Source organism: Pseudomonas sp. PDM24, assembly GCF_019218905.1.
GTDB lineage: Bacteria > Pseudomonadota > Gammaproteobacteria > Pseudomonadales > Pseudomonadaceae > Aquipseudomonas.
In genome coordinates, this window is sequence record NZ_JAHUWR010000001.1 from 847,513 (window position 1) to 870,844 (window position 23,332).

General features: G+C 60.7%; 22 protein-coding genes. 8 read left to right on the forward strand and 14 right to left on the reverse strand.

The features are described from left to right. Positions 1-14: 14 nt before the first annotated feature. The 9 genes from KW837_RS03965 to KW837_RS04005 form a co-directional block, all read right to left on the reverse strand. Positions 15-659 (reverse strand): DUF1842 domain-containing protein, encoded by a 645-nt coding sequence (locus KW837_RS03965; RefSeq protein WP_218394591.1) that lies wholly within the window; start codon positions 657-659, stop codon positions 15-17. A gap of 41 nt (positions 660-700) precedes the next feature. Beyond that, positions 701-889, reverse strand: coding sequence for a DUF1843 domain-containing protein (locus KW837_RS03970; protein WP_218394592.1), 189 nt, complete (start codon positions 887-889; stop codon positions 701-703). A 354-nt stretch (positions 890-1,243) separates the two neighbouring features. Continuing rightward, the gene (locus tag KW837_RS03975) at positions 1,244-2,809 is read right to left on the reverse strand and encodes an amino acid permease (RefSeq protein WP_218394593.1); all 1,566 of its coding nucleotides are present in this window, start codon (positions 2,807-2,809) and stop codon (positions 1,244-1,246) included. Between the two features lie 157 nt (positions 2,810-2,966). Continuing rightward, positions 2,967-4,127 (reverse strand): iron-containing alcohol dehydrogenase, encoded by a 1,161-nt coding sequence (locus tag KW837_RS03980; protein ID WP_218394594.1) that lies wholly within the window; start codon positions 4,125-4,127, stop codon positions 2,967-2,969. 3 nt (positions 4,128-4,130) lie between these two features. Beyond that, positions 4,131-5,522, reverse strand: a complete 1,392-nt coding sequence (locus KW837_RS03985; protein ID WP_218394595.1) for an aldehyde dehydrogenase family protein — start codon at positions 5,520-5,522, stop codon at positions 4,131-4,133. A 7-nt stretch (positions 5,523-5,529) separates the two neighbouring features. Next, positions 5,530-6,903 (reverse strand): glutamine synthetase family protein, encoded by a 1,374-nt coding sequence (locus KW837_RS03990; RefSeq protein ID WP_218394596.1) that lies wholly within the window; start codon positions 6,901-6,903, stop codon positions 5,530-5,532. Between the two features lie 225 nt (positions 6,904-7,128). Continuing rightward, positions 7,129-8,886: an L-lactate permease gene (locus KW837_RS03995; RefSeq protein WP_218394597.1), complete on the reverse strand. Its 1,758-nt coding sequence runs from the start codon at positions 8,884-8,886 to the stop codon at positions 7,129-7,131. A 478-nt stretch (positions 8,887-9,364) separates the two neighbouring features. Next, positions 9,365-10,486 (reverse strand): P1 family peptidase, encoded by a 1,122-nt coding sequence (locus tag KW837_RS04000; protein WP_218394598.1) that lies wholly within the window; start codon positions 10,484-10,486, stop codon positions 9,365-9,367. A 166-nt stretch (positions 10,487-10,652) separates the two neighbouring features. Further along, complete coding sequence (locus KW837_RS04005; protein WP_218394599.1) at positions 10,653-11,756, reverse strand: polyamine ABC transporter substrate-binding protein; 1,104 nt, start codon at positions 11,754-11,756, stop codon at positions 10,653-10,655. A 111-nt stretch (positions 11,757-11,867) separates the two neighbouring features. Here KW837_RS04005 and KW837_RS04010 point away from each other — a divergent pair, with 111 nt between their 5' ends. Beyond that, entirely contained in the window at positions 11,868-12,641 is a 774-nt protein-coding gene (locus tag KW837_RS04010) for a helix-turn-helix transcriptional regulator (protein ID WP_218394600.1), read from the forward strand. Positions 12,642-12,663: 22 nt separating this feature from the next. Here KW837_RS04010 and KW837_RS04015 read toward each other — a convergent pair whose 3' ends face one another. Continuing rightward, positions 12,664-13,605 carry a class I SAM-dependent methyltransferase gene (locus KW837_RS04015; RefSeq protein WP_218394601.1) on the reverse strand — a complete coding sequence of 314 codons (942 nt, stop codon included), beginning with the start codon at positions 13,603-13,605 and terminating at the stop codon, positions 12,664-12,666. A 203-nt stretch (positions 13,606-13,808) separates the two neighbouring features. Between KW837_RS04015 and KW837_RS04020 the strand changes: the two genes are divergently transcribed. Beyond that, on the forward strand, positions 13,809-14,222 hold the full coding sequence (locus tag KW837_RS04020) for a response regulator (protein WP_218394602.1): 414 nt from the start codon (positions 13,809-13,811) through the stop codon (positions 14,220-14,222). Positions 14,223-14,266: 44 nt separating this feature from the next. Then, positions 14,267-14,935 carry an HAD-IA family hydrolase gene (locus KW837_RS04025; protein WP_218394603.1) on the forward strand — a complete coding sequence of 223 codons (669 nt, stop codon included), beginning with the start codon at positions 14,267-14,269 and terminating at the stop codon, positions 14,933-14,935. 106 nt (positions 14,936-15,041) lie between these two features. On the opposite strand, the gene KW837_RS04030 is transcribed toward KW837_RS04025, so the two are convergent. Continuing rightward, positions 15,042-15,701, reverse strand: a complete 660-nt coding sequence (locus KW837_RS04030; protein WP_218394604.1) for an isoprenylcysteine carboxylmethyltransferase family protein — start codon at positions 15,699-15,701, stop codon at positions 15,042-15,044. A 245-nt stretch (positions 15,702-15,946) separates the two neighbouring features. Between KW837_RS04030 and KW837_RS04035 the strand changes: the two genes are divergently transcribed. Continuing rightward, a complete protein-coding gene (locus KW837_RS04035; RefSeq protein WP_218394605.1) occupies positions 15,947-16,879 on the forward strand; it encodes a pyridoxal-phosphate dependent enzyme in 933 nt (310 codons plus the stop codon). Positions 16,880-16,949: 70 nt separating this feature from the next. Here the strand turns inward: KW837_RS04035 and KW837_RS04040 are convergent, their stop codons facing one another. Further along, a complete protein-coding gene (locus KW837_RS04040; protein ID WP_008012177.1) occupies positions 16,950-17,246 on the reverse strand; it encodes a DUF2388 domain-containing protein in 297 nt (98 codons plus the stop codon). Positions 17,247-17,533: 287 nt separating this feature from the next. On the opposite strand from KW837_RS04040, the gene KW837_RS04045 reads away from it, so the two are divergent. Next, positions 17,534-18,643: an NAD(P)/FAD-dependent oxidoreductase gene (locus KW837_RS04045; protein ID WP_218394606.1), complete on the forward strand. Its 1,110-nt coding sequence runs from the start codon at positions 17,534-17,536 to the stop codon at positions 18,641-18,643. Between the two features lie 232 nt (positions 18,644-18,875). Continuing rightward, a complete protein-coding gene (locus tag KW837_RS04050) occupies positions 18,876-19,382 on the forward strand; it encodes a DinB family protein (protein ID WP_192342766.1) in 507 nt (168 codons plus the stop codon). A 147-nt stretch (positions 19,383-19,529) separates the two neighbouring features. On the opposite strand, the gene KW837_RS04055 is transcribed toward KW837_RS04050, so the two are convergent. Next, entirely contained in the window at positions 19,530-20,924 is a 1,395-nt protein-coding gene (locus tag KW837_RS04055; RefSeq protein WP_218394607.1) for a HAMP domain-containing sensor histidine kinase, read from the reverse strand. Next, a complete protein-coding gene (locus KW837_RS04060; RefSeq protein ID WP_192342768.1) occupies positions 20,902-21,585 on the reverse strand; it encodes a response regulator transcription factor in 684 nt (227 codons plus the stop codon). Before KW837_RS04060 ends, KW837_RS04055 begins: the two co-directional genes overlap by 23 nt. 161 nt (positions 21,586-21,746) lie before the next feature. On the opposite strand from KW837_RS04060, the gene KW837_RS04065 reads away from it, so the two are divergent. Continuing rightward, on the forward strand, positions 21,747-22,070 hold the full coding sequence (locus tag KW837_RS04065; RefSeq protein WP_218395149.1) for a hypothetical protein: 324 nt from the start codon (positions 21,747-21,749) through the stop codon (positions 22,068-22,070). 182 nt (positions 22,071-22,252) lie between these two features. Next, positions 22,253-23,203, forward strand: coding sequence for a hypothetical protein (locus tag KW837_RS04070; protein ID WP_218394608.1), 951 nt, complete (start codon positions 22,253-22,255; stop codon positions 23,201-23,203). Positions 23,204-23,332 lie beyond the last annotated feature (129 nt).

Sequence of the window (23,332 nt, forward strand, 5' to 3'; positions counted from 1 at the left end):
ATTTCGTGTTCGAGTCAGCGGCGTTCCTGCCGGCTGATTTCTTCCTTGGCCGTTTCAAGCGCCGTCTGCAGTTGGGGTTGCTGATCCAGTTGCTTCTGGGCCAGGCGCGACAGGTTCTTCATCTGGGCCAGGTCACCACTGGCCATTGCACTTTGAATCGGTGCGGCGTACAGCGGCATGATTGGCGGATACGATGATTCCGGCGGAATCACCGGGCCGGGTTCCAACGGCAGCGGGGAAACGTGGGACGGCACCGCCTCAATGAGGTGGGCGGGAGCATTGTTGACCTCGACCCACTGCTGACCATTCAAGTACGAGTAGTTGGCGACCCCTTCTTTCCAGTCGGTGCCCACCACCAGTCGCAACTTGAAATTCACGATGGAATTGGAGCCCGAGCCGCCGTGATTGCCTTGGGCGGTGATCAGGATTTTGCTGACGCCGGGTGACATGACCGTCAGGTAGGTGTATTCGCCCCAGACATCGGAATGCACATCCAGAGGCGGGTTGGTCGCCTGAGTGATTGCGGCGGTGCCGATTACAGTCTCATCAGGGGTAAAGACCAGGAGATTGAGTGCCAGACTTTGTGCACCCGGCATCGAAGTACCAATTCGGTAGCCGAGCGGGAACAAACCGACAAGTTGCTGATTAGAACCAGACATGGTTATTGCCTCCATTGCAATAAGGGGAGCGGAAATAGCTGTTAGTGCTTTTCCAGGCGTGCGACTTCCTTGGCCAACTGCTCGTAAGCGGTATTTAGCTCTTTGTTTTCTGGTGTGGATGCATCGCGTTGTTTCAACAGCGTCTTCATTTGCGGCAGGTCGCCTGCCTTGATCGCGCTTTGGATGGCCACCCCATAGGGGGGCATGCTATGGCGAGTTGAACTGCTCATAACGATTCCTTCCGTGGTGTTTTGCGGGCACTGCTGTCATCAGCAGTTTTTGCAGTTAAGCAGGCGCGGATAAATATGCAATGGGCAACTGAAGAGTAATTTTTATATTATTTTATTAATCGCGATGGGTTATGCGGCGGTAGGTTCAATATTAAGAATGGTAATGAAGAAAGACCTGTTCAGTGATTTCTTCATAAACGTTAAGTTCCTTATCGCCATTATTCGTATTTGATTAATCAAGACAAGTAACGCACCTTGTGCTTCCTGTTGGTTGATACGCTTTTCGTAGGAGCCAGACTTGCCTGCGAAGTCGCTCTTGAGGACGCCTTCGCCGGCAAGCCTGGCTCCTACATGTCAGCTCCCAGCCTGTTTGTTCAACGCTTCTTCAACCGCTGCAATTTCTGCCTGACGCTTGATGATCATGTCGCCTACGGGTGGGCCCTGGAAGCGCCGGGCTTCAAAGGCGAACCAGACAATCGCGGTCAGAATCAGAAAACCGAGCGTGATGTACAGCGCCCATTCGTTCGGTGGCTGAATGCCGATGACAAAGATCAGCACCATCGAAAGGATCGAGAGGATGGCGAACAATGAGTAAAACCCGCGCCCCATGTTCCACGGCCCCATGGTCGGCCACTTCGCAGTCCCGTAGGTAAACAGGCCCAGCACGATGGGAATGATGAAAGAGAAGAACAGGAAGATCACCGTGCAGGAGACCACGATCGTGTAAACCGGCGTTTCGCCGATCGATACCAGGGACGATCCCCACACGAACAACACCGCGAGCGTGGCACCGGTCCAGATCGCTGGCACGGGGCTGCGATGGGTCGGTGAGACCGAGGCCAATGCTTTGGAGAAGGGCAGGCCGCCGTCACGGGAAAACGCGAAGATCATGCGCGAAACCGAGGTCACGGTCGCCAGCCCGCAGAGAACCTGCGAGATGAAAATGGCCAGGTAAAGCGCCATCTTGATCGCCGGGTTCACCTGAGTGTCCATCGCCCAGAAGAACACATTCCAACCCTGCTTCGCCGCTTCGTCCATGCTCGGCAGCATCAGTACAAACGAGCAGAGCATCACCCAGCCGAACAGCAGCGACCAGGCCACCGAGCTGACCATCCCGACCGGTACCGACACGGATGCCTGATGGGTTTCTTCGGAGGTATGCGCCGAGGCGTCGTAGCCGGTGATGGTGTAGATCGGCAAGAGCAGGCCGAGCATGAAAATCCAGCTGTTCGACACCTGTGGCCAGACGTTGCCGCCAGCCTCGCCGGAGTAGTTGCCGAAGGTCACCAGTCGGGCGAACTCATAGCTGGGTGCGGCGATCAGGCAGACGATGGTCAGCGCGAGCGCCGTGGCGAAGATCAGGTAGCCCGAGAAGTCGGTGAGTTTTGCGGTCAGGCCGATGCCGAAGTGGTTACACAAGGCCTGGAGGCCGGTCAGGATCGCCAGGAAAGTAATCCGTGTGGTGATGGTGTCTTCCATTCCCAGGGCCGGTCCGAAGGCACCGAAAAAGAAGTAATAGGTACCGACGTTGATCGCGCCGAGCACCGTGATCAGCCCCAACAGGTTGAACCAGGCCGTCAGCCAGCCGGTAAAGCGGTTACCGAGAATCGAGCCCCAGTGATAAAGGCCGCCAGCGGTGGGGAAGGCCGAGGAAATCTGTGCCATGGCCATGGCGAAAACCCCGGAGATCAGGCAGCCCAGTGGCCAGCCGATACCGATGGCTGCACCGCCTGCACCCGAGGTGCCCTGTGCCAGCGAGTTGATGCCACCCGAGAGGATGCAAATGATCGAAAAGGAAATGGCAAAGTTGGAGAAAACGCCCATGCGTCGCGAAAGCTGCTGGGCATAGCCCATGCTGTGCAACACCTTGATGTCGTCGTCTTGTGGCGCGGTGGCGCCAGGTTGGCTTACTGGACTCATAACGTGTGCTCTTGTTCAGGTTTTGATCCACATCCATCCGCGTGGTGCGTTGCCGAATGGGTTTGTCTTCAACCCCCTGTTGTACTGCTCCTGCCTCTAACGGTTGAAATCCATCCAGGTTGCGTGCTCACACGTTGGCCATGGACAGACGATTGCTCTAGAGGCGGCCGTGGAACGCCGCGTCGAAAATTTCTGCCGCGCCAGTTCGTGTCAACGGCAGCGGGTTGCCGCCGGCGCAGGGGTCGACAATCGCCATGTCCGCGATCAGATCGGCCTGCTTGTCATCCACCCCCAGTTCAAACAGCGTATGCGGCACGCCGATGTCTTTGCGCAGCTTGAGGACGAAGGCCAGAAAGCTGTCGAATCCCGGGGAGGGCAGACGCAAATAAGCCGCCAGGCGGGTGATGCGTTCCTCGATGGCTGGGCGGTTGAACTTCAGCACATAGGGCATGAACGTGGCATTGGTCATGCCGTGGTGGGTGTCGTACAGGGCGCCCACTGGATGGGCGAGTGCGTGCATGCCACCCAGGCCTTTCTGGAAAGCGGTGGCGCCCATCGCCGCAGCTGCCAGCATTTGCGCGCGCGCGTCGAGGTCGGAGGGGGTGTGTACGGCGCGTACCAGGGCATTGGCCACCAGGCGCATGCCTTCCACCGCAATACCTTCGGCCATGGGATGAAAGCCGGGAGCGCAGTACGATTCCAGGCAATGGGCAAACGCATCCATGCCGGTGCCGGCGGTGACTTTTGCCGGCATGCCGACGGTGAGGGCCGGGTCGCTGATGACCACCCGCGGCATCATTTTCGGGTGAAAGATGATGCGTTTGGTGTGCGTACGCTCGTCGATGATCACCGCCGCACGGCCCACCTCGGAACCGGTGCCGGCGGTGGTCGGCACCGCAATGACCGGGGCGATGCTGCTTTCGTCGGCGCGTGTCCAGTAGTCGCCGATGTCTTCGAAATCCCAAACCGGTCGGGTCTGGCCGCTCATGAACGCGATGAGCTTGCCCATGTCCAGGCCACTGCCACCGCCGAAGGCGACCACGCCGTCGTGTTTGCCGGCGCGCCAGGCGTCGAGTCCACCTGCCAGATTGGCTTCGATCGGATTCGGCTTGAGGTCGCTAAACAGCGCTACACCAAGGCCGGCAGCGCGCAAGGATTCCACCGCCGCGGTGGTGATCGGGGCACGCGCCAGGCCGCTGTCGGTGACCAGCAACGGTCGCTGGATCCCTTGGCTGCGGCAGACCTCGGCCAGTTCGGCGATGCGGCCAACGCCGAAGCGGATGCTCGTGGGGTAGTTCCAGTTCGCGGTCAGGCTCATGGCTCAGATCTCGTGGCGCAGATGGAAGGATTTCGCGCGGGTCAGGTGTTCATAGCCAAGGCGCGACAGCGTGACGCCGCGCCCGCTGTTTTTCACCCCGGTCCAGGCCAGGGCAGGGTCCAGATAATCGCAGCGGTTCATGAACACGGTGCCGGTGGCGATCTCGTCGCCGATGCGTTCGGCGGCGGCGAGATCCTGGGTCCAGATAGAAGCGCTGAGCCCGAACTCGCTGTCGTTCATCAAGGCGATGGCTTCGTCGTCGCTGGCCACCGGCATGATGCCGACCACCGGGCCAAAACTTTCCTCGCGCATCACCGACATTTGATGGGTGACGTCCACCAGTACCTGCGGCGCGAGGTAGGCGCTGCCCGGCACGTCGGCGGGAAAGCCCTTTGGATCGATCAACGCCCTGGCCCCTTGTGCCAGCGCATCGGCGATCTGCCCGCGAACGAATTCAGCGGCGCTCGGTGTGATCAGGGGGCCGAGGGTGGTGGCTTCGTCCAGCGGATTGCCGAGTACGTATTGACGGGTCAAGGCGACGAAGCGCTCGACAAAGGCCGGGTAAATTTTTTCATCGACATAGATACGTTCGACGGCGCAGCAACTCTGTCCGGAGTTGAAGAAACTGCCGTCCACCAGGTTTTCCACCGCATGCTCAAGGTTGGCGTCTGCCCGGACGTAGGCGGGGTCTTTGCCGCCAAGCTCCAGGCCCACGCTGAGGAAGCATCCAGTGGCGGCGCTTTCCATGACTTTGCCGGCGTCAACCGAGCCGGTGAAGTTCACCTGCTGCACGCGTCCTGAAGCGATGATCGCGGCGGTCTGTTTATGATCGAGCAGCACGTTGTGGAACAGACCTTCGGGCAGATGGACGCGGCGCAACGCCTCGGCGAAACGCTCGCCGACCAGCAACGTTTGTGTGGCGTGTTTGAGGATCACGCTGTTGCCCGCCATCAGCGCCGGGATGATCGTATTCACCGCCGTCAGATAGGGGTAATTCCACGGTGCAACGACCAGCACCGTACCCAACGGTTCACGTTTGATACAGCGCCGAAAACCGGCGACAGGGACAGGTTCAACCGCTGCCAATGCCTCAGGCGCAATGGCGATCATGTACCGCGCACGTTCTTCGAAACCGCGCAGCTCGCCAGCGCCGAAGCGTACTGGGCGACCCATCTGCCAGGCCAGCTCTGGCACGATCTCGTCTTTCATCGCCAGCATCGCGTCCACGGCGGCGCTGCAAAACGCGGCGCGTTCGCTCAGTGGCCGGCGCTGCCATTGCGCCTGGGCGGCCGCGGCCGCCGTCAGAGCCTGGTCGAGCTGCGCCGCATCGGCACGGCGGCGTTCGGCGTAGACCCGGCCATCGACCGGGGAGATGAGTTGAACGATCTCAGTCATGGCGTGCTCAATAGCGCTCGAAGCCGCGCTGCAGTTCCCAGTCGGTGATGCGCCGGTCGTACTCTTTCTGCTCCCACTCGGCGGTGTGCACGTAGTGGTCGATCACTTCATCACCGAATGCCTCGCGCAACATGCTCGACGCCTTGAGCGCGGCGCAGGCTTCGCGCAGGGTTTTCGACACTTCAGGCAAGTGCTCGTCGACGTAGGCATCGCCTTCGAAGGGCGGCGCCAGGTTGAGTTTCTCGTCGATACCGGCCAGGCCCGCGGCGATCAAGGCTGCGAAGGCCAGATAAGGATTGAGGTCGGCGCCACCGATGCGGCATTCGATGCGGATGGCCTTGCTGCCTTCCGCGCACAAACGAAAGCCTGCGGTGCGATTATCCCGGCTCCATACGGCCCGCGTCGGCGCGAAGGTGCCGGCCTGAAAGCGCTTGTACGAATTGATATAGGGCGCAAGAAAACAGGTGATGTCGTTGGCGTATTTGAGCTGCCCGGCCACCCAGGCGCGCATCAGTTTCGACATGCCAAACTCGGCCTTGGGGTCAAAGAACAGCGGCTTCTTGGCATTCTTGTCCCATAGCGAATTGTGCACATGGCTGCTGGAACCGGCGGCGTCATAGCGCCACTTGGCCATGAACGTGATCGCCTTGCCCTGCAGTTGCGCAATCTCCTTGCAGGCGTGTTTGATGATCACATGGTGGTCGGCCATGGTCAGGGCATCGGCATAACGGATGTTGATCTCTTCCTGCCCCGGCCCCCATTCACCCTTGGAGTTTTCCACCGGAATGCCGGAGGCCTGCAGATGCTTGCGAATCGCCCGCAATACCGGCTCCTCGCGGGTGGTCTGCAGGATGTTGTAATCCTCGATGTAATGGCCGGCGGTCTTCGGCTTGTGGTAGTTGCGCTCGTGGATCGCCTCATAGCTCTCGTCGAACAGATAGAACTCCAGCTCCGAGGCGAACATGCCGGTATAGCCACGTTCGCGCAGGCGCTCGACCTGCTTTTTCAGAATCGCCCGCGGGCTGTGCGGCAGGTCGCGCCGGTGGTGATGATCGAGCACGTCGCAGAGCACCAGCGCCGTGCATTCCAGCCAAGGCACGCGACGCAAGGTGGCCATATCGGGTTTCAGGACAAAATCGCCATAGCCTTTGCTCCAGCTGGCCGCGGCGTAACCCGGCACCGGTTCCATGTCGATGTCGTCAGCGAGCAAGTAATTGCAGCAGTGGGTTTCTTCATGGCCGCTGTCGATAAAAAACTCGACCTGGAATCGTTTGCCGACCAGTCGTCCTTGCATGTCGACCATGCAGACCAACACGGTATCGATTTCGCCAGAGGCAGCGGCGCGCTTGAGTGCATCAAAGCTGAGGAGGGGCTCGGTCATCACGTCAATCCTGCGTGAAAGGTTTGGGCCTGTCTGAAATAGCTGTTGCAGACGCTCTCCAGAAAAAACCAAACCCTGCAGAATCGAGCATCGTGAGCAATGAGCTGCTGAAAGCTTAGCCTACTGTTGCTATGCGCAAGTTTCGGCCTGATGTGAACGGCGGTTCGGGCGTGAGCCATGGCCCGGGTTGCGATGCCGGGCCATGGTTAACAGCGCTCGCCTCGGTTAATTCCCGCCCACCACCATATGACTGAACGGCGCCACATAGGCCTGCAACGTCACCAGCCCGCCGACCAGAATCGCCAGCACCACGGAGTGGAAAAACACGTAGCGCAGGATTTCCCCTTCATGGCCGTACCAGCGGGTGGCGGTGGACGCGACCACGATCGACTGGGCGTCGACCATCTTGCCCATGACCCCGCCGGAACTGTTGGCCGCCGCCATCAAGACCGGGCTCAGGCCCAACTGCTCGGCGGTCACCCGTTGCAAGCCGCCGAACAGCACGTTGGAGGCCGTGTCCGAACCGGTCAGGGCAACGCCGAGCCAGCCGAGCAACGTGCCGAACATGGGGTAGAAAATGCCCGTTGCGGCGAAGGCCAGCCCCATCGTGGCGTCCAGGCCCGAGTAGCGGGTCAGGAAGCCCAGGGCAAGCATGGCCACAATCGTGATGAGCGAGTAACGCACCACCCACAGCGTTCGCACGTATTGGTGCAGCAGCTGCGGGATGGAATAACCCATCAGCAGCCCGCCGAGGATCGCCGCCAGCAAGATGCCGCTGCCGGTACTGGTGAGCCAGGTGAACTTGTAGACCGCGTCCTCTTTTTTAGGTGTAGGGACCACGGGCGGCACCTTTTCGATCTGTTGGTGAATCGTGGCGAAGGTCAAGGTCGGGGCAAAGATCGGGTTGGCCTCGCGCATCGGCTTGCCTTGGGGATCGAGCTTGGCCGAGTGGGTTTGGGGATCCATGACCGGGCGGGTATCGAACAGGTTTTTGAAGCTCTGGGTGCCCCAGGCAAACACGAAGACCGTGAGGATGATCCATGGCATCCACGCCCGCATCACGGCAGGTTTGGCGTCGCTGGCAAAGGTTGCGCTGGGTTTCTCATCCGGGTCAGGCTCTACTCTGGAGTCGTCGGCCCGGCCTGACAACGCGGCGGAGGTATGCACAGTGGCCGGCTTCCAGACCTTCAAGAAACCGGTCAGGCAGGCCATGGAAATCAGCGCGGCGATTACATCCACCAGCATCGGCCCGTGGTAGTTGGACACGAGAAATTGCGGTATGGCGAAGCTGACCCCGGCGACCAGGATCGCCGGCCAGATTTCCAGCATCTTGCGCCAGCCGGCGAAGGCCCAGATCAACCAGAACGGCACCATCACCGAGAAAAATGGCAGTTGCCGGCCGACCATCATCGACAGCTCCATTTCATCCAGCCCGGTCACTTTGGCCAGGGTGATGATGGGCGTGCCCAGGGCACCGAATGCCACGGGGGCGGTATTCGCAATCAACGCCAGGCCAGACGCGGCCAGGGGCGAGAAGCCCAGCCCGATCAGAATGGCTCCGGTCACCGCCACGGGGGTGCCGAAACCGGCGGCTCCTTCGAAGAAAGCGCCGAAGCAGAAGGCAATCAGCAGCAGTTGCAGACGTCGATCGTCAGTGATGCGCGCCAGGGAGTCTTGCAGCACTTTGAACGAGCCGTTCTCGGTGGTCAGCCGGTGCAGGAAGATGATATTGAGCACGATCCAGCCAATCGGCAGCAGACCGTTGGCGGCGCCGTAAAGCGCGGCCGAGCCCGCCATGTTCGCCGGCATGCCGAAGGCAAAAATCGCAATCAACAAGGCCGAGCCCAGGGCCAACAACGCCGCCAGATGCGCCTTGATGTGGAAAAACGCCAGGGAGGCCAGCATCACCACCACCGGCACCGCCGCCATGATGGTTGATAGCATCGGATTATCGAAAGGGTCGTAGATTTGCTGCCAGACCATGTTCCACCTCTGCTTTTTATTGTTGGTAGCGCAGCCCCCCGTGGGGGAAGGTGGTTTGGAGTATAGGTGGCATTACGCTGCTGTCCTGGCGGGGGTGGTCTCAGTCTGAAGGGGCTGTTTTGCAGTCGGCGTCAGTAAGCGAGTAAACCGCTTTTCGTAGGAGCCAGCGGTGGGCGATCCGACTTGCCGGCGAAGGCACTCTTATGGACGCCTTCGCCGGCAAGCCTGGCTCCTACAAAGTCCTGACTCGCGTTGCGGTCAGATGCCGGGCTTTAGGGTCGCTGGAGTTTTTACAGACAAAAAAAGAGCCTCAAAGCTCTTTGATGGGGAGGAAGTAGAGCCAGAGGCTCAAGATGCGCATGAAACAAGTGGTGAGCTTATTGGGGTTCAGTTCACTCACCACCTACGCAACGGCTTTAAACCTCCAACCGCTACGTATAACCATCGTAAGAAGCCGGTGGCTGGCACTCAAGTACCATTAGTCTAATCCCCCCGGCCAACCGGCCTGGCGCAGCGCTTTGAGCAAGGTGTTGGCATCCAGGCCCGGCACCGTATGGCCGTTGCCTTCGGTGGTGTTCGAGGCCAACAGGGCGTTGATGATGGCTTCTTCCACGGCTTCGGTGGCGGCCAGGAACAGCTCACTGATGTGGTCGTTGTTGACCATCCTCAGGTGGTCGCAGGTGGGGGCGCCTTTGCCTTCATAAGCGGCTGGCGGCACGTGCTGATTACCGGTGGCGAAGGCCACGAAAATGTCGCCGCTGTGGTCTTCATTGCCGCCACCGGTGCGGGCCAGGCCGAGGCTGGCACGTTGCGCGAGGCGCGTGCATTGGTGGGGTAAAAGAGGCGCGTCGGTGGCCAGGCAGACGACGATGGAGCCCATGCCCGGATGGGGCAGGGAGGCTTTGAGGAAGGGCGAGTCGACCTGCTCCATATAACGCCCCACGGGGTAACCGTCGACGCGTAATTCGTGACGAATGCCGTGGTTGGCCTGGACGATTGCGCCGACGGTCCAGCCTCCTTGAGCACCATTCAGCCGGCGCGATGCGGTGCCGATCCCGCCCTTGAATTCATGACAGATCATCCCGCTGCCACCGCCCACCGCGCCTTCGATGACCGGGCCGCCGACGGCTGTGCGCAGCGCTTCGGCCACATGTTCCGGGCGTACATGAAAACCGTTGATGTCGTTGAGCAAGCCGTCGAACGTTTCCAGCACCACGGGCATGTTCCAGTAAAGGCGCCCATCGTCGGGTTGCTCCTGACGATCCAAAACGATCAGCGCATCGCGCACGATGCCCAGGCTATGGGTGTTGGTGAAGGCAATCGGGCTGGTCAGCAGACCGGCCTCGCGAATCCACTCAAGCCCCGTGGCGTCGCCATTACCGTTGAGCACATGGACGCCGGCGAAGCATGGCTGTTGATTGGCGGAACCGTCACGCGGCTCGATCAGCGTGACACCGGTATGGATGTTGCGGCCGCTGGCAGTTCGTCCTCGCACATTGCTGTGGCCGACCCGTACGCCGGGCACATCGGTGATGGCGTTGAGGGGGCCGGGTTGCAGTTGGCCGAACTGAATGTTCAGGTCGCGGGCACGTGGTTTCATGGTGGTTCTCATGTTCGATTGGTCTGAAAAAAGGGGGCTTATTGACCCGAAGGTAAGGAACCTGTGGGAGCGGGCTTGCTCGCGAAGGCGGCGGCACAGTCAATATTGATGTCGTCTGACACACCGCTTTCGCGAGCAAGCCCGCTCCCACAGGGATTGCGTAGGATCACTGACCGTTTTTCACGGCGCTCCAGACGCGCGTGCGTACGCGCTCGGTCGCCTTGGGCAGAGGTTCAAGGGTAAACAGCTTGGCCAAGGCCTCGGTCGGCGGGTAAATGGCAGGGTTGTTGCGAGTCGCCTCGGCCACCAGGCGGGTCGCGCTGCGATTGCCGTTGGGGTAGGACAGGTGGTCCGTGACCGGGGCGATGACTTCGGGGCGCATCAAGTAGTCGATGAACGCCAGGCCTTGCTGCGGATGCGGCGCGTCCTTGAGCAGCACCAAGGTGTCGAACCACACCGGCGCCCCTTCCTTCGGCAAGCTGTAGGCGATCTTCACACCATTGCCTGCTTGTTCGGCGTTGGTCTTGGCTTCCAGCATCGCGCCGGACCAACCCACCGCCACGCAGATGTTGCCGTTGGCCAGGTCGCTGATGAATTTTGAAGAATTGAAGTAGGCAATGTGCGGGCGCAGCTTGAGCAGTAGCGCCTGGACTTTCTTGTAGTCCTCGGGGTTGGTGCTGTTGGGCGGCAGGCCCAGGTAATGCAGCGCGACCGGCAGCATCTCCGAAGGCGAGTCGAGCATCGCCACGCCGCACTCGCCGAGCTTGGCCAGGTTCGCTTCGTTGAACACCAGCTCCCAGGAGTCCACCGGCGCCTTGTTACCCAAGGCGGCGCGGACTTTGTCGACGTTGTAGCCGATGCCGTTGGTGCCCCATAGATACGGCACAGCGTACTGGTTACCCGGATCGTTGTTGGCCAGTTTCGCCAGCAGCGCGGTATCCATGTTTTTGTAATCAGGCATTTGCGCGCGAGGCAGTGGTGCAAGCGCCCCGGCCTTGATCAGCGTCGGCAGGCTGAAGTTGCTGGCCACCACCACGTCGTAGCCGCTGCGGCTGGTCAGCAGTTTGCCTTCCAGGACTTCGGCGCTGTCGAAGGTGTCGTAAACCGGCTGGATCCCGGTGTCGCGCTTGAAATCCTGCAAGGTGTTGGGGCCGATGTAGTCGTACCAGTTGTAGACGTTCACGGTGGGGGCGTCAGCGGCGACCGCCGAGAGCGAAGCGCACAAACAGGCGCCCAGTCCCAGGTTGATATGCGAGCGATGACAACTCATGATGCGGCACTCCTGGCCTGCTGCAGGCCGGTGATGATCAGGTGCTTGCAGCGTATCGGCAGGCGGGGGACTCACCCATTCCCATCATGGGTTACTCGAAAGGGGTAGGGCGTGGACGCGTTGCTCAAAGAATTGCCGGTGCACCAGGGGTTGGCGCGGGTCTTTGCGGCGTTGGCTCAGGACGGGTTCTGGCGTGCGCTGGTGGACACGCTACGGCTATTGGTGCCGCTGGATAACGCGTTGGTCGCGGTAATGCGATCGGGGCGAGTGCCACGGCTGCTGATTGATTTCGACTCCAAGGGTGGCGCCGACGAGCATGAAGAACTGGCGGACTACAGCGCCGGCATGTACCTGCTCGATCCGTTCTACCAGGCCGCTTGTGCCGGTATTGCCGATGGCTTGCACAGCCTGGCCGCCGTGGCTCCCGACCAGTTTCAGCAGAGCGAGTATTACCTGAGCTACTTCCGCTCGGTGGTGGGTCGCGACGAGTTGCAGTTCATGGTCAACGTCGACGGCGCGGTACTCGGTTTATCGTTGGGGCGCTCGACGACGTTCACCCTTGAAGAGCAGGGCCGTCTGCTGTGTGTGCGCGATTGGGTGCTGGCGGCCATGCGCCGTCACCTGCAACTGATGCCCCCGGAAGGGCCGACCGCCGAGGCCGTGGCCGGCGATCTGGCGACCCTGCTGGATCGCTTCGACGCGCGTTTATCGGTGCGCGAAGTCGAAACGGCGCGGTTGATTCTCCAGGGCTTCTCCAGCAAAGCCATCGCCCAGCAACTGGGTATTTCCCCGGAAACGGTGAAGGTGCATCGGCGCAATCTCTATCACAAGCTCAATGTGAGTGGGCATGGGGAGCTGTTTGCGCTGGTGTTGCAGCCGCGTTGATACCTTGTGGGCGAGCGGTGACTCAGTTTTTCAGCGTGAACACCAACGCCTTCAACCCGCACTCAACATCGGCATCGGGAAACTCTGGCGGATTCTCCAGTCGCTGCTCAAACCGCAAGCTTGGCGCTTCGCGGGTGACGCCATCGATGAGAAAGTCCGCACCGAACGCCGGATCGTTCATGCAAGCCAGCACCGTGCCCTGTGGGCTGAGCAATTCCGGCAGGCGGCGCAGCACGCGCTGGTAATCCTTGGTCAGCAGAAAACTGCCTTTCTGAAAGGACGGCGGGTCGATGATCACCAGGTCATATGGGCCTTTGCCGATCACCTTGCCCCAGGACTTGAACAGGTCATGGCCGAGAAAACTCACGTTGCTCAAGTCATGCCCATTGAGCCGATGATTGTCGCGGCCACGGCTCAGGGCCGAGCGAGCCATGTCCAGATTGACCACATGCGTTGCGCCACCCGCAATGGCGGCCACCGAAAACCCGCAGGTATAGGCGAACAGGTTCAACACCCGCTTGCCATCAGCATTGGCCCGCACCCAATCGCGGCCGTAGCGCATGTCGAGGAACAGGCCGGTGTTCTGTTTGCGGCCCAGGTCCACGCGATAATGCAGGCCGCCCTCGGTGATCGTCATCTCCTCGATCGGCTCCCCGAGCAGCCATTCGGTGGTGCTTTCCTGCAGGTATCGATGTTGCAGCAGCAAGGTATGCGCGCCGGATGTCGCCCATGCAGGCGACTGCGTGATCGCCATCAGCCGCTGCTTCAAATCGTCCAGTTGCGACGCTTGCGGTTCCTTGAACACGCAGACCAGCACCACGCCCTGCAGCCAGTCGACGGTCAATTGCTCCAGCCCCGGCCAGCAGCGGCCACGGCCGTGGAACAGCCGACGGGTTTCTGCGGGCGCAGCCGCAAGCGCAGTCAGCAAATGGTCGTGGAGGACGGAGAGGGCATCTGGGTTCATCGGGCAAAGTCGGCCATGCATGGGGGGGCGGCATTTTAACCACAATTATGCGCTGACAAACGGTCGTATTTGTCAGCCTGGACGGAGAATGTCCACGTCAGGTGTATCAAAAATGAATTTTCCACGAAGTCCGCTGTTCATACCTGTAGGTGGCGGATTTGAGCCCGCGCAAATCATTTACGTAATCAGGGAGTGACACAGTCATGGGTCCAGTATCAACGGCGGGCGCACACTTGTCTGACGGTTTGATTCTTGTGGTGGAGGACGACCCGTTGATTCTGGAGTTTCTTTGCGAAATTCTTCAGGAGGAGGGCTTTGCGGTTGAACCACAGGTCAGCGCAGACGCCGCGTCGCAGTTTCTGGAGCAGCACGCGCCGGAGGTAGGACTGTTGCTGACGGACATCACCATGCCGGGCAAACTCAATGGCGCGGACCTGGCCAATCAGTTCGGCGACCGTTGGCCAGACAAGCCAATCATGATCATGTCCGGCTTCGAAACCCCGAAAAGTTCGGGGGTCAAGCATCGGGTTGCGTTCATCAAGAAACCTTGGGCGGTGGGACAGTTGCTCGATTGTGTGCAAAACGCCTTGCATTCGAACCGGCAGCTCCGTGGGTGATGTACATTGCCTGACAACATTCGCCTGGTTCTGGAAGTCGCCCTTTGTCCATTCAAGCCTCCGTGTTCAATACTTCGTACCGCGCCTTTCTGTTCGATATGGACGGAACTGTCCTCAATTCCATCGCTGCCGCCGAGCGGATCTGGACCACCTGGGCCCTGCGCCACGGTGTCGATGTCGATACCTTCCTGCCGACCATCCATGGCGTACGCGCCATCGACACCATCACTCGTCTGGCCTTGCCCGGGGTGGACGCCGAAGCTGAAGCCGCGTGGATCACCGAGGCGGAAATCGAGGATGTGGAAGGGATTGTCGAAGTGGCCGGTGCGGCGAGTTTCCTCAAGTCGCTGCCCGCCAACCAATGGGCCATCGTTACCTCGGCGCCACGGGCGCTGGCCTTGCGCCGAATGGCGGCGGCAGGTATTCCCGAGCCTTTGGTGATGGTCACCGCCGAAGACGTCAGCGCCGGCAAACCCGACCCAGCGGGGTATCGGCTGGCCGCCAGTCGGTTAGGGGTCGAGCCCACCGAGTGCCTGATCTTTGAAGACGCCGCCGTGGGGATTCGTGCGGGTGAAGCGGCGGGCGGCCACGTCATGGTCATCACCGCGACCCATGTTCATCCGCTCCAGACCCCGCACGCCACTTTGGCCAGTTATGACTCGGTCGAGGCACGAGTGGATCTCCACAGCCAGATCAGCCTGTACACGCTTTAATGTGGGAGCGGGCTTGCTCGCGAAGGCGGTTCATCATTCAACATTGATGTCGATTGATACACCGCCTTCGCGAGCAAGCCCGCTCCCACAGTAGATTGTGGTGGGTTCAGTAGATCCCGGGAATCAATCGCCAACTACGGGCGCAGTAAGCCTCATATTCACTGCCAAACTGCGTGCGTAACAGCGCTTCTTCGGAGTGAATGCGGGCGATCAGCGGGATCAACATCAGCGCCACCAGCAGCAACCCGACCCCGGAACGAAAGGCCAGCGCCCAGCCCACGCCATTGACCAGCAGCCCCAAATAGCTGGGGTTGCGCAAGGTCCGATAAATCCCGTCGGTGACCAGCCGGTGCCCCGGCTGAATCGCCACCAGGCCGCTGAAGCGTTTGCCCAGCACAAACACCGGCCACATCCGCAGCGCGCCGCCGACGATGAACAGCAACGCGCCCAGCCAACGCACGCCCTCGCCACCGAAGGTCCAGAAGTCGATCCGGTCGGTATAGGCTGGCAGGTACCCACTCAACAGCCCAAGTACCCCGAAAACCGGCAATACCCAGCGATTGGCCCGGTCTTCACGTTCGCCGGAGCTCAGGTTGCCCTCGCTGAACAAAGACACGACCGCCATCACCAGGGTTGCAAGCGCAATGACCACCAACGGCGGGTGCGAGAAAAAAGCTGCCAACCCGCCCAGCCCGACTACCGCCAGAGAGAGGTAGGCAAGGGTGCTGACGAGGGCGAAAAACGCGAGTTTGGCCGAGATTTTCATGACTGACTTCACAAAGGACATGTAGGAGCTGCCGCAGGCTGCGATCTTTTGACCTTGCCCCTATCAATATCGCTCAAAAATCAAAAGATCGCCGCCTGCGGCAGCTCCTACGCGGGGCAGCGCGTTATCGCCAGGATGTTAGTCGCGGGGCTGGGTGAACTAAGCTTGGATAAGGATGATTCTATCTATTCACTCCCGGCGCGTTGAACATTTCGCTGGGCCGGGAGCGTCACAAGGAGCACACGATGCTTCACATCAGAACGCCCCTGATTCTGCATCCAGGCCTGTCAACCCCGACCCGGCGAATCTGGCTCAAGCTGGAAAACCTGCAACCCAGCGGCTCGTTCAAGCTGCGCGGCATGGGCCTGCTGTGCAGTCAGGCCGCGGAGCAGGGCAAGCGCAAAGTGGTCTGTCCTTCCGGGGGGAATGCCGGGTTGGCCACCGCTGTGGCCGCTGTCAGCCTGGGGCTGAAAGCCTGCATCGTGGTGCCGAATACCACCCCGGAAACCACCCGCGCCAGGATCAGGAAAACCGGTGCCGAGGTGATCGTTCATGGCAAGGTCTGGGACGAAGCCAATCAACGGGCGAAAGAACTCGCAAAGGGCGCGGACACCGAATACGTGCCGGCCTTCGATCATCCGGTGTTGTGGGAAGGGCACAGCACGATGATCGATGAAATTCTCGAGGACTGTCCTCAGGTCGATGTGTTGGTGACGTCGGTGGGCGGCGGAGGGTTGCTGGCGGGCCTGCTCACTGGACTGATTCGTCATCAGCGCATGGATTGTCGAATCGTTGCGTGCGAAACCCAGGGCGCAGCGTCTTTCGCGGCGGCCATCAGTGCCGGCCACCCGGTCAGATTGCCGCGCATCGACACCGTCGCCACCTCACTTGGCGCGGCGCAGGTGGCGGCCTGGCCGGTGCAACACATCCTCGATTTTGCGCATGAATGCGTGGTGCTCAGCGATGATGAGGCGATCATGGGAGTGGTCCGTTACGCCAACGACTTGCGTCAGTTGGTCGAGCCAGCGTGCGGCGTTTCATTGGCGGTGGCGTACCTCGACCATCCGGCGATTGCCGAGGCCCATGATGTGGTGATTGTGGTGTGCGGCGGCGTCAGCGTCAGCGCGCAATTGGTCGCCGGCTGGGCGCGCCTGTCCGCTGGGGCGCAAGCAACCTAGGGCTCGAACACTATCCCGGTGTTGCGAGCCCCACGGCTGACTTTTACAGGTTTCAGCGACTGACTGGACTTTATTGAGCGAGGATCGCTTTGGCCAGGTCCTCATCGCTTGCCTTGAGGTCGGGATGATTCTGTCGAATTTCCTTCAGCACCGACTCCAGATAAACGCCGCGAATCGTACCGCCACTTGCCACGAAGCTAGAGGCATCATCCCGTGCGGGAATCACGATTTTGTCATCCTTGAACGTCGAGTACAGCGATGCGGAGACCCCGGCCGAAGTGGCGACATCTTTTGCGTCTACATCGGCCATGGCCGAACCAACGGGCAAACAAAGCACTAGTGAAGATATGAGCAACAGACGGCGCATGACGGCGTCCTCCGAAAGCGTAAAGGAAGTAACACATAATTTAGGATGCCTGACGGTGCTCAGGAGTTCCCTGCCGATTCGATATAGGCACAGGTGAGTGCTCAGAACCGCACGGTTGCGCCATAGTCAGCCACTGATCACGCAGCCGGATCGTGGTACCTGACGAACACCCGACCCTACATAGACCGTAGGTAACCCGTGACGGGATCTTCATGGGCATGCTGGCGATAATCTCCAGCGTGGTCGATTATCGGGAGCGAGGGCTGGCTTGAATGGGGGGAGGGCAGGTGAACGTCGATATCGAATGCGTGGTGGTCGGGGCCGGTGTGGTCGGGCTGGCGGTGGCCAGAGCCCTGGCGCGGATCGGGCGAGAAGTGATTCTGGTCGAGGCGGGCGAGGGGATTGGCGTGGGCATCAGCTCGCGCAATTCGGAAGTGATCCACGCCGGGATCTATTACCCGAGCGGCAGTCTCAAGGCGCAGTTGTGCGTGGAGGGCAGGCAACGGCTGTACGCCTTCTGCGATGAACGCGGCGTCGATTACCAGCGTCTCGGCAAGCTGATCGTGGCCACCGATGAACGTCAGCGCCATGCCTTGCAGGCGTTGCTGGAGCAGGGCCGGCGCAACGGTGTCGATGACCTGCAATGGCTGGAGGCCGGGCGGGCGCGGGCGCTTGAACCGGCGTTATCCTGTGTTGCCGCGCTCTGGTCGCCGTCCACCGGCATCGTCGATTCCCATGCCCTGATGCTGGCGCTTCAGGCCGATGCTGAAGCGTGCGGTACTTCGATAGCCTTTCACACGCCATTGGAGTCGGCCCGTTGCACCGGGCACGGTTTCGAGCTGCGCATGGGTGGCGCTCAGCCGATGACGTTGAGCTGTCGTCAGTTGATCAACTGCGCGGGATTGTCCGCGCCTGAAGTGGCGAGCCGGATCGAAGGCTTGCCAGCGCAGCACGTTCCCAAGGCCTGGCTGTGCAAGGGCAGTTACTTCAGTTTCAGCGGCCGGGCGCCGTTCCGGCATCTGGTTTACCCGGCACCGGAAAGCGCCGGGTTGGGCGTACACATGACCCTGGACCTGGGCGGTCAGGCGCGTTTCGGGCCGGATGTCGAATGGGTCGAGCAAGTCGATTACCGCGTCGATCCCCGCCGCAGCGAAGGTTTCTATCAGGCGATCCGGCGTTACTGGCCGGCATTGCCCGATAACAGCCTGCAACCGGCCTACAGCGGGATTCGCCCGAAAATCAGCGGGCCGAGCGAACCGGCCGCCGACTTCATCATCAGCGGCCCGGATGTGCATGGCGTGCCGGGGTTGGTCAACCTGTTCGGCATCGAATCACCAGGGCTGACCAGTTGCCTGGCGCTGGCTGACCGGGTGGTGCAGCGTCTGATCTTGATTTGATTCGCGACGAAATCCTGTAGCCGCTGGCCCAATGTGGGAGCGGGCTTGCTCGCGAAAGCGGTGTGTCAGGCAGCATCATTGTCGACTGGCAGTCCGTATTCGCGAGCAAGCCCGCTCCCACCTAGCGCCAGCTGCAGAGGTCGTCGTGAAGGTGCCGGTTATCAGTGTCTGCGATGCCGTTCACCGCGAGGGCTATTCTTGGCAATGCGCCCATCCTCATGGGAGACCTCTGATGATCAACGTACGCACTGCCCGCATGCTCGCCGATTACAGGCACTGGGCCGATCAGCGACTCTTTGACAGCCTCATGGCGCTGCCACCGGAAGAGCTCAACCGCAAACGGGTGTCGGTGTTCAACAACATCATCGGCACCTTGAACCATATCTACGTGGTGGACTGCATCTGGCAAGCCCACCTGGAGGGCCGAGGGCACGACTTCAAAACCTCCCATGACCTGCTCCATACCGAACTCCCCGAGCTGCGAATGGCGCAACAGGAGATCGATCAATGGTTCTGTGGATGGAGTGCGGCCCAGACCGACGATTCTCTGGATCAACCCATCGAATTCACCTCCGTCTCGGGGGAAAGCGGGATCATGAGCGCCGGCGCGATGCTGTTGCATGTGGTCAACCACGCCAGTTATCACCGAGGCTGGGTGGTCCAGATGTACGTCGAGATTCCGGCCTTGCCGCCGATCACTGACCTGCCGGTGTTTTTGCGCGAGGTTCCGGGGTATTGAATCGAGTATCCGGGCCCAAGCAAATCCCCTGTGGGAGCGGGCTTGCTCGCGAAAGCGGTCTGACATTCAACAGTGATGTCGACTGATACACCGCTTTCGCGAGCAAGCCCGCTCCCACATTGGATCTTCTTTGTGATGGCGATGGTGTCAGGCCTGAGCAATCAAACTCTGCCGGCAATCAAGTACCAACAGCGCACCACCCAGTTCGCTGCTGCCCACTTCCAGCGTAAACCCATGCAGGCTGACAATCGCCGCGACGATCGACAACCCCAGCCCGAAACCGCTTTGCGGGTTACCGCCCTCGGCGCGATAGAAGCGCTGAAACACCGCCTCACGCTCGGCCAGCGCAATGCCGGGGCCGGAGTCGAGTACTTCGATTCGTGTATGCCCGGCGTCATTCATCCCACGCAAAATCACCTTGCCACCCGGCGGCGTGAATTTGATCGAGTTGCTCAGCAAATTCGCCACGGCTTCGAACAGCAGCGCCCGGTCGCCATTGAACCGGGGCAGGGACTCGGGCAGTTGCAGTTCAAAGGTCAATTGGCCTTCTTCCGCTAGCGGCAGATAAAAGTCATGCAACTCTTGCAGCAACGGCACCGGGTCCAGTTGCACGAAACCCGAACGGCGCTGGCGATCCTCCAGCTCGGAAATTCGCAGCAAGCCACGAAAACGCGCCATCAAGGTATCGGCCTCGCCGAGCACCGAATCCAGTTGCACGGCCAGCGTCGAACCGTCATCGGCCTGCTGCTGAATCCGGTACAGCTGCGCCCGCAGGCGCGTCAGCGGTGTGCGCAGGTCATGGGCGATGTTGTCGCACACGCCTTTGACCTCGTTCATCAAGCGTTCGATGCGTTCGAGCATGGCGTTGACGATGGCGGCGAGCATGTCCAGCTCATCACGGCGGTTGGACAGCGGCAGGCGTCTGGTCAAGTCGCCGGCGACGATGGCTTCGGCGCTGGCCTGGATCGCCCGGATCCGCCGCAGCGGGCGCCGTCGCAATAAGTGCCAGCCGGCGATACCGGGCAGAATGGTCAGCGACACGCCCCACAGCAGCGCGTGCAGAATGATCCGGGTCACCGCAAACAACGAACCATTGTCCCGCACCAGCACCAGCCAGCGCCCGTCCAGGGTCCGGGTCGCCGCGGCATCGCAACTGTCGGCGGGCAGGGTCGGGTCGTCGGCATCGACGCAGTCGCCCAGGATGTGAATCTTGCCGTCCAGCGGCAGGCCTTGGGGGATCTGGCGCAAGGGGCCACTGAGGTAGCGCCGCTGGTCATCGAACAGGCCATAGGCATCGATGCCGCGAACGTCGAAGGTCACACTGGCGGCGAGGGCGTCCTCCAGTTGCGCGCCCTGAAATCGGGAAAACAGATGCTGACGTTGCATCAACGAATGCTTGGCCAAGGTGTCCAGGTAGCTGGACACCTCGTAGTACATGACCCCCATGAGAATCCCGCTCCAGGCCACGAACAGCGAACTGTAGAGCGCCAGCAAGCGGCTGCTGGAGGAGCGCCAGCCTTTAGAGGGGTTCAGCAATGACATAACCCGAGCCTCGCACCGTCCGAATCAGTGGGACTTTGCCTGGCGGGTCGATCTTTTTGCGCAGACGGCCGATGTGCACGTCGATCAGGTTAGTGCCGGGGTCGAAGTGATAACCCCAGACCTCTTCGAAAATCATCATCCGCGACAGAATCTGCCCGGTGTTGCGCATCAAAAATTCCAGCAACTTGTACTCGGTGGGCAGCAGCGTCAGCAACTGGCTGTCGCGGCTGGCCTCGTGGCTGATCAGGTTCAGCTCCAGATCCGCCACGCGCAACGTGGTGGCCTGGGCGGTCACGGTGTTTTGCCGGCGCAGCAAGACTTCGACCCGGGCGGCCATTTCATCAGTGGCGAACGGCTTGGTCAGGTAATCGTCGCCGCCGGCGCGCAGGCCGCGCACCCGTTCATCGACATCGGAGAGGGCGCTGATCATCAGGATCGGCGTGACCACGCCCATGGTGCGCAGGGTGGTGACAATCGCCAGCCCATCGAGCTCCGGCAGCATGCGGTCGAGGGTGATCAGGTCGTAGTCACCGCTGACCGCGCGCGCAAGACCCTCGCGGCCATTGTCGACCCAATCCACGTCGAGGCCGTGGCTACTCAGTTCAGCGACGATTTCCCGGGCGGTCACAGCGTCGTCTTCGATGGTCAAGATGCGGGTCATAGGGCTTGCCTGATAATCGGTTCAATACGAAGTGGGGCTCATTTTGCCAAGAATTACGCGCGACTTTTTAAATTAACTTTCATGTTGTCTCGTGAGCCTGGCTGGAACGTTGATATCATCCGGCCATAACTCTAAAGGGAAGCTGCACTGTGCGCACTTTAATGGTTCGTGGCTGGATGCCGATGTTTTTGCTGTTGTTGTGCATGGTCGGCTCATCTACCTGGGCTGCCAACACGCCATGTTCGGGGAAGAAGGGCGGCATCGATCGTTGCGACGGCGATCTGTTCCTGTGCAATGACGGTTCCATCAGTGGTTCGAAGAAAAGCTGCTCGGCGATGTTTGGTAGTGAAAGCCAGGCGCGTCCGCAGACGCTGTTGCAGGATTCCGATGGTTGCGCCTGCGGCACCGGCACGTTCTGCACCGGGCCAAGAGGCGGGGTGTATTGCCTGACGCCCAGCGGCAACAAGAGCTACAAGCGCAAGTAATTCGTTTAGCGCAATGCATAAAACCCGCCGATATGGCCGGCTCCTTGCAAACTGCATGACCCTGAGAAGTTCATTGTTTTCAACTATTTGAAATAGAACGATTTATTTAAGTAGTGCGACTGGCACGTTGACTGCAATTGCTCGTTTGACGAGTTGTAATACCTGCCTGGAGCACTACAACAATGAACAGATCCTCTGATGGTTTTTATCCTGTCGCAGATGAGTTCAGCACGCTCTCGGGCGTGTCCTGGGCCGCTATCTTCGCCGGGGCTGCGGCGGCTGCGGCGTTGTCGCTGATTCTCGTACTGCTTGGTTTTGGCCTGGGTTTTTCGGCGGTTTCGCCGTGGGCCCATGAAGGCGTCAGCGCCAAGGGCCTGGGTATCTCGACGATTATCTGGCTGGCCTTTACTCAGATCGTGGCGTCTGGGCTCGGCGGCTACATCGCCGGTCGCCTGCGGGTGAGGTGGGCCTACCTGCACGGCGATGAGGTCTACTTCCGTGACACCGCCCATGGCTTCCTGGCTTGGTGTATCGCGACGCTGGTGACCGCGACCCTGGTGGTCGGCTCGGTCAGCAACATCGTCAGCGGCGGCGTGCAGGCCGGGGCCACGGTCGCCGGCGGTGCCGCCAGCGCCATGACCCAGGCTGCCGGTAGCGCGGTCGGTCATACCGACAATGACCCGTACGGTTACTTTATCGACAGCCTGTTTCGTGATGATCGACCCGTCGCTGTCAGCGAGGACGCCGTCAATGGCACCGTCACCCGGATCTTCGCGCGCAGCCTGCGTAACGACGGTCAATTGGCGCCCGAGGATCGGACCTACCTGGCACAACTGGTCGCCCAGCGGACCAACCTCACGCAAGCGGATGCGGAACGTCGTGTCGATGAAGTCTATGCCCGCACCCAAAAAGCCGTCGCCGACGCCAAACTGGCTGCGCAACAAGCGGCTGACACCGCAGCCAAAGTCGCAGCCTTGACGGCGTTGTGGATGTTTGTCGCGCTGCTGGCCGGTGCATTTTTTGCCAGCCTCGCCGCGATCTTCGGCGGTCGTCGTCGGGATGCCGTGGAGTACCTGGAAACCGATGCCTACGTGACCACCACCACAACCACGACACTGCCACCTGTTCGCTAACCCGGGAGAACCCTCATGCGCTCTATATTGCTGTTCCTTCTTGGCGTACCGATCCCGATCATCATTCTGATTGCCTTGCTCACGCATTGACTCCTTGAGGCGCTTGTCTACGCCGCTTTTACTTCAGGT